Raw genomic sequence first — 17,561 nt, 5'->3', positions numbered from 1 at the left:
CAGGGGTGGCCCGCCGTCTGCCGGCTGACCCCCGCGCGTGCGGGGAGGACCTGCTCGGCGCGGCAATCCTCGCCCACTCGGCGGGCTGACCCCCGCGTGTGCGGGGAGGACCTGGCAGCGCCGGTCCTGATCGCCGGTGCGAACGGCTGACCCCTGCGTGTGCGGGGAGGACGGGCGCTTGGGCAGCAGGTAGATGCCGGAGCGCGGCTGACCCCCGCGTGTGCGGGGAGGACTCTGGAAGATGTAGCCGCGTGCGGCGATCTTGCGGCTGACCCCCGCGTGTGCGGGGAGGACTCGCTGGCGGCCTGGGCCCGCTCCAGGTCGGTCGGCTGACCCCCGCGTGTGCGGGGAGGACCCCACGTAGTCGTGCCGGGCCGACGCCGGCGCCGGCTGACCCCCGCGTGTGCGGGGAGGACTGCGGTCTCGCCGGTCGGCCATGCCGGACTTCCGGCTGACCCCCGCGTGTGCGGGGAGGACGCAAAGCGCGGGCAGGGAACGCGCCGCCGGAACGGCTGACCCCCGCGTGTGCGGGGAGGACATCGCACGGGCCTTGAGCATCGCGGCCGGGTACGGCTGACCCCCGCGTGTGCGGGGAGGACGCCTTCGTCGGGGCGGACATGCTGCCCTGGGGCGGCTGACCCCCGCGTGTGCGGGGAGGACGTCGCGGTGAAGGTGCTGTTGTTCCACCTCGACGGCTGACCCCCGCGTGTGCGGGGAGGACATCGAGTTCCTGACTTCCCCTGAGGGTGCCGACGGCTGACCCCCGCGTGTGCGGGGAGGACCCATCACCACCGCCCGGCTCGCCCGGGCACAGCGGCTGACCCCCGCGTGTGCGGGGAGGACGGCACCGGAATGGTGCCGGAGAACGTTCCGTTCGGCTGACCCTCGCGTGTGCGGGGAGGACCCGGACGTGGACAACTGGCAGCACTACAAAACGGGCTGACCCCCGCGTGTGCGGGGAGGACACGTAGTAGCCGCCGAGGGTCGGCACGTTCATCGGCTGACCCCCGCGTGTGCGGGGAGGACATCGCTGAACTGCTGGAACAGATCGGCCCCGGCGGCTGACCCCCGCGTGTGCGGGGAGGACACTTCCTGACCTGCAGCGGAACGGCGGCTTTGCCGTTTCTTGACCGAGGTTCAGAGGGCTTACACGGCTGCTCTGATTCCGGACCCGTTCGGCCTGGACGGAACTGTTGAGGTGTCAAAGGAGCGACGTCCATGGTGCCACGGTGACGGGAGGAGGGTTCCTGCGCACCTGCAGAACATCTCCCGGCAATAACTGGACGACGCAAGCGTTGTCAGTCCTGCTTGATAGACATGGCTACGGCGTCCGCGACCTCTCCACCACGACCGGGGACAAGCGATCGCCTGACGATGACCACCGAACTTCCCCACCGCTCAGGTGGGGAAGTCGAGCTGTGGAGGGGGACTGCCCATGTCCGTTGCCGCTGTCTACGTGCCCGCGCCCTCGAAGGGGAACCTCAGGATCGGCCAGACCAGGGCCGTGTGGGGGTGGAAGGACGACACCGTCGCTAAGGGGCGGACAAGGGAGGTCCTGGACTCCCTGCGCCCGGGCGACGTCCTGTTGCTGGGCCATCGCGGGCCCAACGCGCGTGTCGCGCCCGGGGAGTGGGCCGACGCTGTCATACGCGAGCTGACCATCGCGAAGGTCGTCACCACCGTCTACCCGGGGGCGGAGACGGTCTGGCCGGACGACCTCTACCCGCACCGGATCGGCCTCGACGTCCTCGACATCGTCGACACCGGGGTCACCGGTGCGCAGCTCGGGGCGGAGGTCGCGGAGGCACTGCGGCTGTCGGCGAACAAGCAGGGTGCCCCGGTCCTGGTCGAGGCTCCGGGCGTGTTCGAGCACCTGGTGGACGCGACCTCGCAGCCGCCCGCCGTCGCCGACGAGCCGGCGGCCTCGGACCCCGAAGGCGCGCCGGATGCGGGTGTCACCGAGTTGGAGAACCGCTTCCTCGACATTCGGGCCGACTTCGACCGGCCCACCGTGACGCTGGCCCGGCGCGAGCAGGCCAAGCTGCGCAGGCTCAAGTTCCGGGCCGACGTGGTGATCGGCTGTGCGCTGTGCGGTCGGACGCTGCCGACCCGGCTGGTGCGGGCCGCGCACATCAAGCGGCGGTCGATCTGCTCGTCCATCGAGCGGCGGGACCTGGAGAACCTGATGCCGGCCTGTGTGCTCGGCTGCGACGCCCTGTTCGAGGACGGCTTCGTGTACGTCGACGAGGGCGGGACGGTGCGGGCGTCGTCGGCGGCGGAGGCATCGCATGACCTGCTCTCCGCAGCCGGCGCGCTGGCGGGTACGACGTGCACGGCGTTCGGGGAGGAGAGCGCGGTCTACTTCGGCTGGCACCGCGAGGAGATCGCCAAGGTGGGTCCGGGCGAGAGCGGCGGCACCGCCTAACGTCGCCAGTTAACGGGACAGGGTTCAGGCGGGCCGACCCCGTCGCGCGGGTCCCGTCGGCAGGTCCCGGCCGAGCGGCACCAGCGCCATGGCCGGGACGCCGTAGGTGAGGACCCGGTCGGCGTCCCTGGTGTGCTGGACGTCCGCGTCCAGCACACCGGGGAACCGCGTCCGTGTGCAGGTCCGCCGCTGGACGGCCGCGACCCAGGCGGCGGCCATCCCGACCCCCGCGTAGGCCCGCGCGCGCCCGTCCCGCCACGTCGGGTCCAGGGCGTGCCCGGCCTCGTCGGCGCACCAGGCGTGCCGCGCCACCGTCCCGTCCTCCTCCAGCACGAACCCCTCGACGTACGTCAGAGCAACCGACTTCAGCGCAGCCGATTTCAGCGCGATCCGCCACGCGTTGCGGAAGCAGTCGCCGCCGTCGCTGCGCCGTGGCATGCCCGCGGGCCAGCCGGACGGGCTCTGCAGGCGCCCCTGGGCCAGGACCACGGCCTCGGCCGACAGCCGGACGGCCGAGGCCCTGGACCGCAGCGCCCCGATGAGATCCCGCTCGGGGCGGGAGATCGTGGTGGAGGACACGCTGGCCAGTGTTGGCAGCGTCCCGCGGCGGCGCGAGCGTTGCTACGCCGTCCGATGCCCGGCCTAGGGCCGGCGCCGTACGCCGTACCCAACCCCCGTGCGGCCGACGCCGATACACGGCTACAGCATCAGCAGTGCCGCCTCGCGCAGGAGGTCATCGGCGCAGCGCGGTTCCATGACCGGGTTGAAGAACTCGTCGAGATCGATGACGCGGCGGAGTGAGGTGGCCCAGTGCTCCACCTGGGGGCGCAGGGCGTCAGGGGTGCTGCCGAGGCGTGCCAGCGTCCGGACGGCCTCGACGCCCGCTGGGTACTGGAGTTCGCGGGTGGCGAGGTCGACCAGGGTGGGGACGGCCCGGGTGGGGTCCTGGGTGATGGCGAGGTCGGCCTGGGCGGCGTGCAGTCGCGACCACGCGTACCCGGCCTGGTGGTAGGGCTCGATCATGGGTAGGAGCGGAGCCGCGGCCGGGCCCAGGCGCGTCGCCTCCGCCAGGCCGTACCTTGCTGGGCTGTCGGCGGTCAGCTGGCGTTCGAGCACGCGCAGCGCCGGGGCTGGGTCGGTGCCGAGGCGGGCCGCGGTGACGACGGCGGCGGTGACGAGTTCGTCGTCGGTGCTGCGGGCGGCTTCCTCGAGCAGAGCGGGGAGTTCGGCGTCGTGGATGTCCCAGTCCGCGAACCGGCGGACCAGGGCCGGGGTGGGGTCGCGGCGCAGGAGGTTCTTGAGTTCGGGCAGGAGGGTGTGGGCCTCGTCCGGCGTGAGGGTGGCGAGGAACGCGTCGAAGCCCAGGCCGGCCAGCTTCCGCAGGACGAGGCGCTGGTGCTCGGGGCGGCGGGTGTGGGCGGCGAGCGCGATCAGCGCGTCGGCGTGCGGGGTGGCGATGGCGGTGAGGACGCGTTGGTCGCCGAGGCGGCCCAGCGAGAGCTGGGCGCATTGGGCGGTGGAGGCGTCGTCGCTGAGGGCGTACGGGAGGAGTCGGTCGGCGAGTGCGGGGTCCGGCCGGGTGGCGCCGGGGAGCCAGCACGCGATGGCGAACAGCAGGTGGGAGAGGTCCCAGGGGGTGTGGTCGTGGAGCAGGGCGGCGGTGAGGACGGCGATGGCATCGTTCTCGCGGTCGCGCCAGGCAGCCGCGAGCCGGTGGGCACGGCGTGAGCCACGGCCTTCGCCGTCGCCCCTGTCGACGAAGCTGCGGGCCACCGTCGCGGCGGCGTCCGCGTCCTTCGCCAGCACCGCGTTGAGGCGGGCATCGGTGTCGCCGACGCCGGGGAAGTACTCGGCCCAGTTGACGGTGAAGGCGTGGTCGGCCCCGTCTTCGGCGAGGATCGCGACCAGGTCGGCCGGGTAGGACACGGCGCCTGTTCCAGCAACGCGAGGGCGGCGGCCGCGCGGACGGCGGCCGCGCGGACGGCCGGAACAGGGTCGGTGAGGGCGCGGGTGGCGGCAGTGCGTCCTACCGACTTAGCGGTGTCGCCAGAAGCTGGCAGACACCCGCCGATGAGGGGAGGAATCCCGGCAGGTGACCTGGACCGCCTTGGTGGACAGCTGACCCTCGCAAGCGCGGGGAGGACAGCGCGACGGCCAGCAGCAGCCACCCGGCCGCCGGCTGACCCTCGCGGGCGGCGGGGAGGACAGCAGTCGGCCGGCGAGAAGGCGCGCCATGACCGGCTGACCCCCGCGGGTGCAGGGAGGACGCGCAGGCGCCGGTGTCGCCGCCACCGAGGGTCGGCTGACCCTCGCGGGCGCGGGGAGGACTGGGTGGCTCGCACTCCGACCCGGTGGAGGAACGGCTGACCTCCGCGGGCGCGGGGAGGACAACAACCTCACCACCACACCCGCGCAACCGACCTGGCTGACCCCCGCGGGCGCGGGGAGGACTCATCACCGTCGACCTGCGACAGGCTGTACAACGGCTGACCCCCGCGGGCGCGGGGAGGACGTGACGGTGACGGTCGGCGTGTACCGCTTGGCCGGCTGACCCCCGCGGGCGCGGGGAGGACTACTCGCAGAACGGCGTGAACGTCCGCGACACCGGCTGACCCCCGCGGGCGCGGGGAGGACTACCTGGCGGTGATCCAGACCAGGGGCATGGCCGGCTGACCCCCGCGGGCGCGGGGAGGACAACAAGAAGCCGAGGCCCGTGCCGCGGGGCGGCGGCTGACCCCCGCGGGCGCGGGGAGGACCGCCACCCCCGGAGCCGTCGCTACCGTCACCGCGGCTGACCCCCGCGGGCGCGGGGAGGACACGGTGAAGGCGCCGTGCCTGTGCCGCTGCGGCGGCTGACCCCCGCGGGCGCGGGGAGGACGTTCCACTGGGGCTGGCCCGCTGCCCGTTTCCGGGCTGACCCCCGCGGGCGCGGGGAGGACCCTTCCCGACGTGCAGCGTTTCTACGCCTTTGCCACTTCTTGACCATCCGTAGGCCGCAGGCCAGTCATCGCGACCAGCGTCAGGCCGTCGAAGTCGACGGGCTTTCGTCGCTGTTCGCCGGCGGTGCGCAGGTCGAAGCCCTGCTCGTTGTCTGCCGAGTGGACCAGGACGGCAACGCCCGTTCCGATGCACCCGCTGACGGCCTGCCAGAGCTCCTCCCGCACCTTGGCGGAGATGGTCCCGACGTAGAGCTGGGGTGTGACCTCGACGAGCCAGCGGGTGAGGGCTCCTCGGACGTGGTCGGGGACGGCGGTTGCGGACAGGACGGTCATGGTCGCCATGGCTGCTCCCTGGCAGGGCAGGAGCGGGCCGGCGGGAGTGGCCTCACAGCGACTCCTCCCCTGCGTAGTTGACGCCGCCCGGGATGACGCCCGACACCGGGTCCCACAGGTCGACCAGTTGTTCCTCGGGGTCCAGGACGGCGATGTCCTGGTCCGGGGCGAGGAGGCGCTGGATGTCGGTGACGACGCGCGGCAGGAGGCGGAACAGGCGCAGGCCGTCGCGGAAGCCGCGGCGGGCATCGGCTTCGGGCTGTGGGGAGGCGTGCAGGGAGAAGGCGAGTGGGATGGTGAGTTCGGCCTTGTAGAGGTCGGCGATGTCGTAGACGAAGGCCTGCTGGTTGCCGCTGTGGACGAAGCCGAGGGCCGGTGAGCAGCCGAGGGCGAGGGTGGCGGCGTGGACAATGCCGTAGAGGCAGGTGTTGGCGGAGGAGAGGGCGAGGTTGACGGGGTCCTGGGTGTCCCAGGAGTCGGGGTCGTAGTTGCGGCGGAAGCGGCCGATGCGGTGCTGCTGGGCGAGGAGGCGGTAGTGGGCCTTGACCCGTTGCCCTTCCAGGCCTCGGAGTTTGGCGAGGCTGCTGCCGGTGGGGACGGTGCCGCGGCCGAAGCGCTGTTCGTACATGGCGGTGGCGACGCCCAGGCGGGCAGTGTCGTCGGCCCAGGCACGGGCCTGGCGTTCGAGCCAGGTGGTGGTGAGGGAGTCGGGCAGGGTCGCGGCGTAGCAGCGGACGCCGCCGGCTCCGGCGATGACGACGGTGGTGCCGTGGCGGGCGAGGGTGGCGAGGGCTCGGGCGGTGATGGAGGTGCCGGGGCCGAGGAGGACACAGCTGAGGGCGGCGGTGGGGAGGTAGACGGTCTCGGTGCCGCGGTGGGGGCTGGTGACCTCGGCGCAGACGCCGGTGTCGTCCTGGACGACGCGGACGATGTCGAGGTAGAGGAAGGAGAGGGAGTCGGCGATGCGCGGCAGCATGGCCACGGTGGGGGCGGCGAGTTTGCGGCGGGCGCCGCCGGGGTCGAGGCGGCGCCGGGCGGTCACTGCTGCTCCCGGTGCGGGGCGATGCTGAGGAGGCCGCAGCCGTAGGCCTTGCCCTTGCCGATTCCGTCCGTGAGGCGGGTGCGCAGGCGGTCGGCGTCGGCGATGACGGCGGTGCCCTCGAACAGGACCCGGTCGTGCCTGATGGGCCGTTGGTCGCTGCGCCGGTGTCCCTGGGCGGCGTCGAGGGGGGTGGAGTGGAGGGTGCCCAGGTTGAGGCCGCCGGCTTCGGCCTGGCGGGTCCACCAGTCGTCGGCGGCGGCGCCCTGGAGGGGGACGACGGCCTTGAGCCGGTAGAGCTCGCGGGTGGCCCGGCTGGGTTTGCGGATGGGGTTGGCGGCGATGCGGTAGCGGATGTGCAGGCCGGACCGGAGCGCGTCCAGCAGGGGGGTGAGGGTTTTGGTCGCGGCCTGGCCGTAGCCGGCGGGCAGGCGGTCGAGGTCGGGCGGTTGTGTGCTCTGGAGGAGGATCTGGGTGCCCGCGGGGGTGGTTTCGCTGCGGAAGAGGATGCCGAGCCGGCGGCGGGCCTCGGTGCCGGCGACGCCGTCGGGGAAGAGGGACATCATGCGGTGGTGCAGGTCGACGGCGCCGGCGTTGTCGCGGCGGGCGTCGCGGCTGCGCGGGTCGGGGATGATGCGGGTCAGCCACAGGGTCATGCGGGGACGCTTTCGGGGCGGGTGGTGTGCTGGTCAAGGTAGCCGCCGAGGGCGGTGAGGTAGGGGGCGGCGAGGCCTTTGCAGCGGTCGGCGGGCAGGGTGAGGGTGCGCTGGTAGCGGGGGCGGGCCCGGTAGGCGCGTCGTCGGGGGTGGAAGGTGAGGGGGTCGTCGGTGACTTCTCCGGCGGGGGTGCTTCCGTCGTCGTCGCCGGGCTGCGGGTGTTCGCCGAGGCGGTCGAGAGGCTGGTCGCCGTGGAAGACGACATCGACGGTCTTGGCGTCGGCGCGGGCCCGGCGGGCGATCGGCAGGTCGACGAGATGGCGCAGGGGGTCGTCGAGCAGGCCGAGGAGCAGCGGGCCTTCGGGTGGGCAGGAGCGTCGGCCGAGGTACGGGGGCCAGTGCGGGTTGCGCAGCGCCGATGCCCACGTGTCGAGGTGGTCCGGGTCTGCGGTGATGACGGCGGTGAAGACGGCGTCGGAGAGGTAGTAACGGTGGGACAGCAGGGTGGCGGTGGGGCCGGAGCGCTTCTTGCCCTCCGCGGTGGTGACGGTACGGGCGGCGGGCAGGCCGCCGCCGACGGTGTGCAGGTCGCGCAGGATGACGCCCGGCCGGTCGACGCGGACGGTCAGCGACAGGGCGGCGAGGTCGCCGATGTCGTCGCCGCGTTTCCTACCGAGAGCCGCGGCGAGGAGGCCGATGACGCCGGAGCGGGTGGGGAACGGCGCGGTGTCGCGTTCGTTGAACTGGCTGGTCTCACCCCAGGACTGCAGGGGCGCGGCCAGGCGCAGCAGCAGTCCCGGGGTGTGGGTGGTGGCGGGGTTCATGCGCCGGCCTTGGCGGAGGCGGTGGCGAGGGCGGATGCGGGAACGGCGGCGGAGGCGGCGTCGGGGGTGGTGCTGAAAGCGGCGTCGAGGGCGGTGTCGATGAGCTGGGGGAAGGAGTCGACGCGGGTGCCCAGACCGCTGAGGTCCTTCTCCTCGAGGCTGGCCCAGGCCGCGGCGACGGTGCCACGGTCGCCGAGGAGCTTGTTGGCGGCGGTGGCGTAGCGGGCGAGGGCGGTGCGGGAGGCGGGTGCGTAGCCGCCGTTCTCGTGGGAGGGGACGGGCTGTTCGAAGGCGGCGGCGTAGGAGAGGGGGCGGTCGCTGCGGACGGCGATGTGGACGAGGTCGGGGATGGTGTGGGGGGCGGTGGCGGTCTTCTTGGCGCGCGGGAGGGAGAGGATGAAGGCCTCGACGAATCCGGCGGCGAGTTCGCGGGCGGCAGCGTGGTCGTCGCCGAGGTTGTGGGCGAGGTCGGCGAGGTCGACGGTGGCATAGCGGTAGAAGACGCCGGCGCTGAACTCGGCGTGGCCCATGTGGGCGCTGCCGGTGGTGTCGCCCCAGGCGGAGGTGACGTCGTCGACGGCGGAGAAGTAGTCGAGTTCGACGTCGGTGCCGTGGGTGGTGAGGGCGTGGGCGACCTGGACGGCGCCGTCGACGCCGGCGTCGTCGACCTCGGCGAGCATGCGACCGAAGAGGTTGATGACGCCGTTGCGGCTGCGCAGGACCGCGTCGACGGCGTCCTTGGGCAGGACGCTCTTGTCGCTGGTCTTCTTGATGTCCTTGGCGCTTTCGAGGGCGGCGCGGTGTTCCTCGGCGAGGTCGGCGAGTTCGGCAACGGCGGTCTCGGGGACGTAGACCATGGCGTTGGTGGTGATGACGGGCGTCTTGGAGTCGGTCTCGAATTTGATGCTGCTGCCTGCGGCCACGTGCTGGCCGGCGCGCTGGGCGAGCTCGGTGGGCCAGCCGCGCTCGTCCTGGAGGAGGCGGGTGACGCGGGCACCGATGCGGCGGGTGCGCAGGGCCTGCTCGCCGAAGCTGTCCTGGAAGTACTCGCGGACGGCGCGCTTCCAGGACTGGCTGCTGACGCGGGTGCGTTCGGTGTCGCCGTAGCGGACGGTCTTGACGGAGTTGTTGTCGTCGCGGTTGAGGTTGGCGAACGGGACGCTCTGGACGACGTGGATGTCGAGGAAGCGGGGGGTGGTGCGGTCGGGACCGGGCATGCTCTGCTCCTTCGGGTGGGTGGGCACGTGGTCGTACGGGGTGGGTCTGTCGTGGTCAGGCTTGGGGTTCGGTGTCCGGTGTGCTCTCGGCGTCGGTGTCCGTGGCGCTGGTCCGGTCGTCGTCGTGCTCGCGGGCCCTGCGCTCGCCGTCCTTCTGCAGGGCGCGGTGGTAGTCCTGGAGCCAGGTCCGCTTGATGGCTCCGGAGCGGCGGCGCCATTGGCAGAGGTCGATGAGGAGCTGGGCCCAGTCGATCTCCACGTCCCGGTCCCGCAGCTGCCGAACGGCGCCGGGCAGGTGGCGGTGGAGTCCGTCGACGCTCTGGCGGGTCAGCAGGTTGAGGCGGGTCTCGGCGGAGGTCTCGCGCAGGCCGACTCCTTGGCCGCCCTTGATGACACCTTCTGCGAAGGCGTGGCCCAGACTGCGGGAAGGCGTCCGCTTGGCGGCGGTGGGTTCGGCGTCGGTCTTCTCGGCCAGGGCGCCGGATGTGTCCTGCGCCGTCTCACCGTTCGCCTCGTCAGCAGCCGGTTCGTCCTTCTTCGACGCCTTGCTCTTCGCGGCGGCGTACTGGTCACGGCGCTGCGCGGCGATCAGGGCCGCGACGGTGTAGTAGGCGCGCTGGACATCACGGTTGTGGGTCTGCTCGTCGGTGAGCCAGGAGGCGACGAAGCGGTGCATGAACGGCACGGCATCCAGGTCCTTGCCCACGCCACGGCGCAGCGCCGCGCGGACGCCGGGGTCGTCATGACTGCGCTGGTCGATCCTGGTGGTGAAGGCTCGTGCCCGTCCCGGTGTGGGGATCGGCCCGGTGCCCTTCGACGGGTTGCCCTCGTCGTCGGTGGGCTTGGCGGGGCCCGGGATGGTGGCGGTGTTGCTCACATGTCCTCCGTGCTCGTGGTGCGGCCACCGGTGCCGGCGGTCTTGGCGGGACGCTTCACCGGCCCGCCGTACAGCTCGATACGTGCGGTGGTGCAGGCCTTGGCCCCGCGCATGGTTCCGAGGGCGCTGTAGGTGACCGTGTCGTAGGCCTGTTCGGCGAGGATGCGGAAGGCCGTGGCGGCGCGGTCGAAGTCCCGTTCGTTGAGGCACTTCCAGAACTCGGCCTCGGCGGCCGGCCAGTAGCGGGCCGCGGCGTCGACGGCCCAGGTGCAGTCGCGGATCTTGGGGGCCTCGGTGAATCCGGCCCAGGCCTTCTTGACCGCCCGGTCGAGACGGTTGCCGTACTGCTCGCCCAGCATGCGGAGCCGACCGATCTCGATGGCGACCGCCGGTTTCGTCTCCTCCGCCAGGTCCAACACCGGCGGGGTCACGGCGTCGACGAACTGGACGTCCTTGGCCTGACCGTCCTGCTCGAATCCCAGCGCGCGCACCCTCAGCTCCTCCGAGACCTCCAGCGCGGTGAAGAACACCTCGGGGCGGCGTGGTTGCGTGCTGCCTGCGGGGTTCTTGAGCAGCAGCGCGTCCAGGTCGCGCCACAGCGCGCGGTGGGAGTCGGCGGGGCGCGGGTAGGGGTTGCCGTCCTTGCTGGTCTGCCAGATCAGGTACGGGTCGCCCTCGCGGGGGATCTTGTCGCGGTAGGCCCAGGTGATGAACGCGTCCTCGACCGACGCACCGGTGGCATCGGGTACGAGCAGCAGCGCGTGCTGGGAGCGGGCCGTGAGCTCGGAGCACGGGCCCTTCAGCGGCGGCGGAGCAGCGACGGGGTCGGGCAGTTCCTCGCGTTCCCACGGGCACAGGTCGCTGTCCCGGCGGACCTCCCGGCGGGGCTCGGGCAGGCCGGCCAGGAGGCTCTCGAAGAGGGTCACGCCCTCCGGGTGGTAGGACAGCGTGCTGCGCAGCGGGCCCGCCGCACTGTTGGCGGCCTTCGTGTTGCCGACGGTGCGGCTGGAGCAACGGCCGGAGGGGCCGTAGTAGTGCCAGACGAGCAGGTGCAGGGCGGCCTGGGCGGGGGTGGGCAGGTCGGGCGTGGTGCTGTTGACGTGCTGGAACCAGGAGTGGTTGTTGCCGGACGGGCGGGTGGTGATGAGCTTGTCGACGCCGGCGGTGTTCGCCGGGTCGCACTGTTCGGCCAGCCTCGGGTCCTGGAGGAAGGGGCGGGCGGGGTCGAACAGGTCGAAACGGTGGTGGCTGCGTTCGTCGAACTCCGTGACCTGCTGCTCGTCGAACTGTTCCTGGGACGCCAGGTCGATGCGGCGCCTCGACCAGCTGCCGGGCCGTCCGGCTTCGTCGAGGCCCGTCATGCGGGCGGTCATCGCGTACAGGACGCGGTACAGGGCGGAGAGTGCCGGCGGGATGGCGATCGCGATCTGTTCGATCTCGTGCGCGCGCAGCAGGAGTTCGCGCAGGCCGACCTCGTCCGGGTGGGCGCTGATGAGGTCCGTGTGGTCGCTGCTGGGGTCCTCGTGCTCGTCCTCGTGGGGGATCCAGCGGACGGGGATCCACGGTTCGTCGAAGAGGTTGTAGCTGGGTGGTGCGGATGGCATGCGGCCTCCGGCGAGGCGGGTACGGGTGATCACAGGGTGGGTAGGCTCTGCGCGTTCCCCGCGAGCGAGCGGGGGTGAGCCGTGCGGCGCTTAGGAAGCGGTCGCGTTGGCGGTCCTGTCCCCGCACAGGCGGGGGTCTCGCTGCTCCCGGACGGAAGTCGTCTCGTTCGGGGGCAGCACAGCCAACGTAGCGCCAAGTGCGGTGCTTACGAGGCTAGTTCTCGGAAATTCCCACCTCCGAGTACGCGATCCGCCGCTCACCCAGGGGGCACGTCCAGCGGCCGCCGTCACGGCGCATGCGTAGCAGCGCCAGGTCGGCCAGCAGGGGACGGTCACGCCAGGACTTCGGGACGGCGTTGTCGTCGGTGCGCCCGCCCAGCCAGCGGCCGGGCAGCGGCACGGTGTGCCGCATGATCAGTGCGATGTCGTCCCGCTTCACGGCGGTCGCGGGCAGCGGCAGGTCACGGTCGGGGGCGAGGCTCCACTCCCCGGCCGTGCGCTCGAACACGCAGACGGCTCGTCCGCTGTCGGCGCCCAGGCGGGTGGTCAGCATGTCCTCGGTGATGCCGAGGCCGCGGTCACTGAGCCGGAACAGATCACCGACCACGTCGTACGGTGCGTCGATGCCGGTCAACGCCGCCAGGTGCTCCTCGGCAATCGCCGCGACGACCCGCTCGGTGTCCATCCGCTCCAGCTCCTGTGCGGCGGCCTTCTCCAGGTCGGCTCCGAAGTCGTCGGCGTAGACCTCGTCCACGAGCCGCTGGACGTCCTCCGGAACGTTGATCACACCGCCGGACTGCCTCTCGAGCAGCAGACTGGTCCGACGCAGCAGGGAGGCGTCATAAACGGTGCCCCAGGTGCGCGGCGCGGCCACGCGCGCCTTGTCGTCGAGCGGCTCCAGCACGATCAGGCGCGGCTCGGTGGGCTTGCCGGTCCACGTCGGGCGGTTGGGGCGTTTGTGACGCTTGCCGCGGCCGGCGCGCTGCAGGAGCTGTGCGAGCGGGGCGAGGTCCGAGACGATCAGGTCGAAGTCCAGGTCGAGGGACTGTTCGACGATCTGGGTGGCCACCAGGACCGAGCCTTCGCGCGGTGATTCCGCTGCCGCGGCGTCCTTCGGCTTGCCGTAGGCGGTCTCGCACGCGGCGGTGATGCGCTGCCGTTCGTGGGCGGGGAAGCGGGAGTGGAGGAGCCGTAAGCCCCCGTCACGCGCGGCGAGTTCGGGCAGGACGGACTGCAGGTACCGGTAGGTGCGCTGGGCCTCGTCCACCGTCGTGCAGCAGACCAGGACGCAGCCGCCTTCGGCGGTGACCGGGGCCAGGATCTCACGCAGGGCCGCGCGGCGGCCCTCCCGCCCCGGCTTCGTCGTGACGTCCTCGTCCCGGACGTCCCAGTACACCTGGCGGGTCTGCACCTGGAGCGTGCGGGCCCGGCTGCTGCCGACCTGGCGCGGCTCGGACACGGCCCCGCTGTCCGCGTCGACGAAGAGCCAGCCGGGGTAGCAGGGCTCGACGGTGGTGGGCTCGTCGAAGCCCGCGCCGCGGCGGTAGGCGTCGACGAGCGACGAGGCGGCCTTGCCGGTCAGGGTCGCCGACAGCAGCACGACCGGGGCTCCGAACGCGCCGAGCCACTCCAGCAGGCGCACCAGCAGGCTGTGCATCCACGGGCCGTAGGCGTGCGCCTCGTCCACCACCAGCACCTTGTTCGAGAGGCCGAACAGCCGCAGGAACCCGTAACGGACCGGGAGCACCCCCGTGAGCGCCTGGTCGATGGTGCCGTTCGCGAGCGGCGCGAGCAGGCCCCGCCGGCCGGTGCGCAGCCACCGGCCGGCCTCCGTGTCCGCGAGCACGGCCGTCCCGTCCGTCGCACCCTCTCCCGGGGCGTAGTCCGGGCTCAACCAGGCCATGCTGTGCAACAGGGTGAGCGCGCGGTCGCCTCCGATGTTCTGCTCCGCGAACGCGCGTACCCGGGTGAACATCGCGTCCGCCGTGGCCATCGTCGGCAGCGCGAAGTAGACCCCGGACGCGCCGGAGGCCCGCGCCATCACGGACGCCGCGTGCAGGGCGGTCTCGGTCTTGCCGTCCCCGGTCGGGGCGGTGACCAGCAGCAGCCCCGGCCCGTTCACCGCGTTGGGGAGGTGCTGCGCGACATCGGCCTGCAGCGCGTTCGGGGCGAACGGGAACTGCTCGGCGAACGCCTTGCCCGGGAACACCGCACGCCCGAGCCCCGCCTCGCGCACCCAGCCAGGGGCGGCCTCGACGGCCACCCGGAAGTGCTCGGCGAGCTCGGCGTCACTGGCCTTCCAAACCGCCCTGAGCTCTCCGGGCTGCCTGGCCTCCCCGGTCTCTCCGGGCATCCGCGGCTCGATCACGTCGACCTGGCTGGCCAGCCAGTCGGCCACCACGACCAGCCCGGCGACCACGACGGCCAACTCCCCCGGCAGCACCGACTCCAGCGGCTTCTCGGCCCCGGTCACCCGGCGGACCGCATGCGCGTGCGCCAGGCGCTGCTCCCGCCACCCCGCAGCCGTCCCCATGCCGGGCTGGTAGCCGGACGGGTTGGCAATCTCCTTGGCCAGCATTGCTTCGGCAAAGCAGCCGTGGTGGCCGCCGAGGAGCTGCGCGATCTGGTGAGCGGGCGACTGCTTGACCGGCCTGCCGAGCGGATAGCCGCACTGCACGAAGAACTCGACCAGACCCCAGTGCGTCGCCGTCTCGTGTCTCAGGTAGCCGCTGCGCGCCGCCGCCGGGTTGTCATCCGTGTGGTCCAGATCCCCCACAAGCTTGGCGAACTCCTCGGCGACCTGCTGCTGGAACTGCGGCGTGATCTTCCCGACATCGTGCAGCCCGGCCCACAGCATCACCAGCTTCCGCGCCTCGTCCTCCGTGACCCCGATGGCCTCGGCGATCCGCTTCCGCACGCGCTCGCTCAGGACGGCATCCCACAGCGCGCCGGCAACGGCGGCGGTGTCCAGCAGGTGGCAGATCACGGGATAGGGGCCCGGGAGACCTGCCCTCTTGCCCCAGAGACGGGGATCCGGCTCGCCAGGTCGGGACTCACCAACGGGCTTGCTGTCAGTCATGATTGAAGGACTATCAGCTACCACCGACAAGCGGCGCGGCCACCGTATCGGGACCGCTGGCAAGCCAGGGCCTGAAGAACTTACATTCGACGCATCGCCCGAGGTCAATGGCTCCTGAACCCGCACGCGAGCGATCCGATAACGGATCCGACACCGCCATCCCAGCCGAACCCCCCAGTAGGGTGGACACTTTGGCCCTACGAGCGGGACCTCGCCACACTCAGGATTCCCAGCGCCAACATGCTCGGATCCCCAAGCGTCCAGGTTGAGTCACCAATGCGGTCTCACCCACTGGCCGACGCAACTAACGCAGCACGTCTTCCACCTGGCTTTCCAGCGCTACCGTGGCACCATCAGAAACAGGCATCTGATGGCTCATGGCACCATGTGAGCGTTCCTTGACACCTCGACAGCCCAACCGCGAAGAGGCCAACAGCCCTGTCGAGCCTCCCCGCAAGGTCAAGGAATAGCAAAGCCGCCGTTTCACTGCAGGTCGCGAAGCCTCCTCCCCGCACCCGCGGGGGTCAGCCGCCGAGCGGCTCGCCGACACCGGTGCCGGACATCTCCTCCCCGCACCCGCGGGGGTCAGCCGCCGCGACCTTCCTCGACACCCTCCTCCCCGCACCCGCGGGGGTCAGCCGGGCAAAGAGCCGCCGGACGACGCCGCGCTCACCTCCTCCCCGCACCCGCGGGGTCTGTCGGTGCGTGACCGAATCGTCGGGCCGGACGACGCCCCGCGTTGCCTTCTTCGTAGCCCTGAAACGGGACTCCTGGCCTCCGGGTTCACATGACTGTTGCCTCCTGTCGATCGTATGACCCGGAGGGTGGGGTCACCGGGCCAGCCAAACGGAGCCTCTCCGTCCAGGGTTCTCCGTGCCGAGGATCGGCCGTACGGTGCCCCGGCGGGGGCGCGACGGGTGCTCCCAGCTGCCTGTAGAGGAGTCCCTCCTTTGAGTCTTCGGCGACTGGCAACCGCACTGCTGGCCCCTCTGGCGGTGATCGTGGCGATCGTGCTGCCCGCCACGCCCGCGAACGCCTACATCCAGGGGTCTGTGATCAACACCGGGAACTGGACCGGGGTGTACATCTGGCCGAACCCGAACGGCGGCAAGAATCCGGCGGCCCAGGACCTGCCGCCCGGCACGCAGGTCTCCCTCGAGTGCACCGTCACGGGAGCCGACTTCGGCGGCGGCAGCGCCCCCTGGTACCTGGTCTCCGGCGAGTGGCCCGGCGGCGCGCCGCACAGCTGGGCCGGGTGGCTCTACGCCCCGTTCGTGGACGGGAGCCGACTGGCCAACTCCGGATCGCTCCCGAAGTGCGACCCCTACGGGGGTGTCATCATCGGCGTCAACAACGGACACAACATCGGCCAGTACTCGTGCCCGGCGGTCGACAACTGCCACGGCTACAAGAACGCGCCTGACGTTCCCATGGGCGGGGGCAACTACGTCAAGGCCGTGTGCTGGACCCGAGGACAGAACTACCTGGGGTACGGCGACATCTGGTACGAGGTGGAGCAGGCCGCCGGCGACCCGCACTACGACTCCGCCGCCTGGGTGTTCGCACCGTACGTGGACAACGGGTCCGCCGCCTACAACAACTTCATCCAGGAGTGCCGGAACCCGCACTACTCCTACTAGATGATCGATTCCAAGGGGTCAGTGATCATATGCGGTCAGTGAGCGCAGGCGGGCTGTCCCGTGTGGTCGTTGTGCCAGATCGCGGCGGTCATTGCGAGGATGCGTTGCATGACGCGGACAACGACACCGCCGGGTGTGCGGCCTCGCCTCCTTGCCCCCGTACGAGCGCGCCCCGCAGCGGTCGTGGTTGCTGCCGGCACACTGCCGGCCCGTGATTCGGCCGAGTCACGGGCCGGCGGCGCATCCGCCCACGAGGGCGGGACGATCAGTAGGACGACTTCGTGACTCCGGGGAGGAATCCGGCGCGGGCTCCTCCGGGCGCGGATGCTAACCACGGCCGCCTCGACACCGATGCTGTCGATCGTCTTGATCGCCTTGGCACTGAGCGTCAGTGTCTGTGTTCGAACCCCCCACTTTGGGTAGCCTGGACCTCTAATCTGGCCTGGTGTCCGAGGGCGCCGGGCGGGTCGGAGAGCGGAAGTGCAGGGGCTGCGGCGGTCGGCTGAGGCCGGAAGTTCGGGCTGATGCCGTGTTCTGCTCGACGGTGTGTCGTGCCAGGCAGTGGCGGGTAGACCGTCAACTGCGGATGCGGGTGGCGGCCGAACTTCGCGGTGCCGGCCGGGTCGAGTGCCCGGTGTGCGGCGAGCGGTGGGTGGCCGGCGTGGATCGGCGTTCGAACGCCGTGTCCTGCTCGCGTCGGTGCGTGATGAGGGCCTGGAGGGTCCGGAACGATTCGTTCGGCGAACGGTCACAGTGACCGCAACGCGAACGGCTTGGTCGGTCAAGTCTGTCAACTGCGGTCATCTGCAAGTGTGTTGTTGTGATCAGCCCACTGGCGCTCTGACTCTTCTGAGCGGAAGCGGGCCGCGTCCCGTCACGGTCAAATACCGTGCCCGGCCCGCGGGTTGGTGGTGAGCCATGCCCGAGG

The 17,561-nt window shown here is 71.6% G+C and carries 12 protein-coding genes, 2 pseudogenes and 2 CRISPR repeat arrays (1 of these 16 cut by a window edge); of the genes and pseudogenes, 2 read left to right on the top strand and 12 right to left on the bottom strand.

Annotation, left to right across the window (positions count from 1 at the left end):
* Positions 1 to 1,087: a CRISPR direct-repeat array (repeat unit 29 nt; unit sequence CGGCTGACCCCCGCGTGTGCGGGGAGGAC); it reaches 40 nt to the left of the window's first position.
* 348 nt (positions 1,088 to 1,435) lie between these two features.
* Complete coding sequence (locus ABTY15_RS25160) at positions 1,436 to 2,425, top strand: hypothetical protein (protein ID WP_350599573.1); 990 nt, start codon at positions 1,436 to 1,438, stop codon at positions 2,423 to 2,425.
* Between the two features lie 24 nt (positions 2,426 to 2,449).
* On the opposite strand, the gene ABTY15_RS25155 is transcribed toward ABTY15_RS25160, so the two are convergent.
* The 10 genes from ABTY15_RS25155 to cas3 form a co-directional block, all read right to left on the bottom strand.
* Entirely contained in the window at positions 2,450 to 3,004 is a 555-nt protein-coding gene (locus ABTY15_RS25155) for a hypothetical protein (protein ID WP_350599571.1), read from the bottom strand.
* 120 nt (positions 3,005 to 3,124) lie between these two features.
* Positions 3,125 to 4,351 carry a hypothetical protein gene (locus ABTY15_RS25150; RefSeq protein ID WP_350599569.1) on the bottom strand — a complete coding sequence of 409 codons (1,227 nt, stop codon included), beginning with the start codon at positions 4,349 to 4,351 and terminating at the stop codon, positions 3,125 to 3,127.
* Positions 4,352 to 4,664: 313 nt separating this feature from the next.
* Positions 4,665 to 5,364: direct repeats of the CRISPR family, unit length 28 nt; unit sequence GGCTGACCCCCGCGGGCGCGGGGAGGAC.
* 21 nt (positions 5,365 to 5,385) lie between these two features.
* Positions 5,386 to 5,706 (bottom strand): type I-E CRISPR-associated endoribonuclease Cas2e, encoded by a 321-nt coding sequence (cas2e, locus tag ABTY15_RS25145; RefSeq protein ID WP_350599567.1) that lies wholly within the window; start codon positions 5,704 to 5,706, stop codon positions 5,386 to 5,388.
* Between the two features lie 43 nt (positions 5,707 to 5,749).
* Positions 5,750 to 6,673 (bottom strand): type I-E CRISPR-associated endonuclease Cas1e, encoded by a 924-nt coding sequence (gene cas1e / locus ABTY15_RS25140; protein ID WP_350599634.1) that lies wholly within the window; start codon positions 6,671 to 6,673, stop codon positions 5,750 to 5,752.
* Between the two features lie 62 nt (positions 6,674 to 6,735).
* Positions 6,736 to 7,392 (bottom strand): type I-E CRISPR-associated protein Cas6/Cse3/CasE, encoded by a 657-nt coding sequence (gene cas6e / locus ABTY15_RS25135; protein WP_350599564.1) that lies wholly within the window; start codon positions 7,390 to 7,392, stop codon positions 6,736 to 6,738.
* The gene (gene cas5e, locus ABTY15_RS25130; RefSeq protein WP_350599561.1) at positions 7,389 to 8,216 is read right to left on the bottom strand and encodes a type I-E CRISPR-associated protein Cas5/CasD; all 828 of its coding nucleotides are present in this window, start codon (positions 8,214 to 8,216) and stop codon (positions 7,389 to 7,391) included. Before cas5e ends, cas6e begins: the two co-directional genes overlap by 4 nt.
* Entirely contained in the window at positions 8,213 to 9,433 is a 1,221-nt protein-coding gene (cas7e, locus tag ABTY15_RS25125) for a type I-E CRISPR-associated protein Cas7/Cse4/CasC (RefSeq protein ID WP_350599560.1), read from the bottom strand. The genes cas5e and cas7e overlap by 4 nt, the downstream gene beginning before the upstream one ends.
* A gap of 55 nt (positions 9,434 to 9,488) precedes the next feature.
* On the bottom strand, positions 9,489 to 10,310 hold the full coding sequence (casB, locus tag ABTY15_RS25120) for a type I-E CRISPR-associated protein Cse2/CasB (protein ID WP_350599557.1): 822 nt from the start codon (positions 10,308 to 10,310) through the stop codon (positions 9,489 to 9,491).
* The gene (gene casA, locus ABTY15_RS25115) at positions 10,307 to 11,914 is read right to left on the bottom strand and encodes a type I-E CRISPR-associated protein Cse1/CasA (protein ID WP_350599555.1); all 1,608 of its coding nucleotides are present in this window, start codon (positions 11,912 to 11,914) and stop codon (positions 10,307 to 10,309) included. Before casA ends, casB begins: the two co-directional genes overlap by 4 nt.
* A 214-nt stretch (positions 11,915 to 12,128) precedes the next feature.
* Positions 12,129 to 14,993, bottom strand: coding sequence for a CRISPR-associated helicase Cas3' (cas3, locus tag ABTY15_RS25110; RefSeq protein ID WP_350599554.1), 2,865 nt, complete (start codon positions 14,991 to 14,993; stop codon positions 12,129 to 12,131).
* A 950-nt stretch (positions 14,994 to 15,943) separates the two neighbouring features.
* Here cas3 and ABTY15_RS25105 point away from each other — a divergent pair.
* Positions 15,944 to 16,633, top strand: a complete 690-nt coding sequence (locus tag ABTY15_RS25105; protein WP_350599553.1) for a hypothetical protein — start codon at positions 15,944 to 15,946, stop codon at positions 16,631 to 16,633.
* Positions 16,634 to 16,651: 18 nt separating this feature from the next.
* On the opposite strand, the pseudogene ABTY15_RS25100 reads toward ABTY15_RS25105, so the two are convergent.
* Positions 16,652 to 16,785, bottom strand: a pseudogene (locus tag ABTY15_RS25100) (IS982 family transposase); the annotation flags it as partial.
* A 162-nt stretch (positions 16,786 to 16,947) separates the two neighbouring features.
* A pseudogene (locus ABTY15_RS25095) lies at positions 16,948 to 17,025 on the bottom strand (50S ribosomal protein L28); the annotation flags it as partial.
* Between the last annotated feature and the right edge of the window lie 536 nt (positions 17,026 to 17,561).

Source organism: Kitasatospora sp. NPDC097643 (genome assembly GCF_040302625.1).
Taxonomy (GTDB): domain Bacteria; phylum Actinomycetota; class Actinomycetes; order Streptomycetales; family Streptomycetaceae; genus Kitasatospora.
This window is presented reverse-complemented; position numbering and strand designations above follow the sequence as displayed.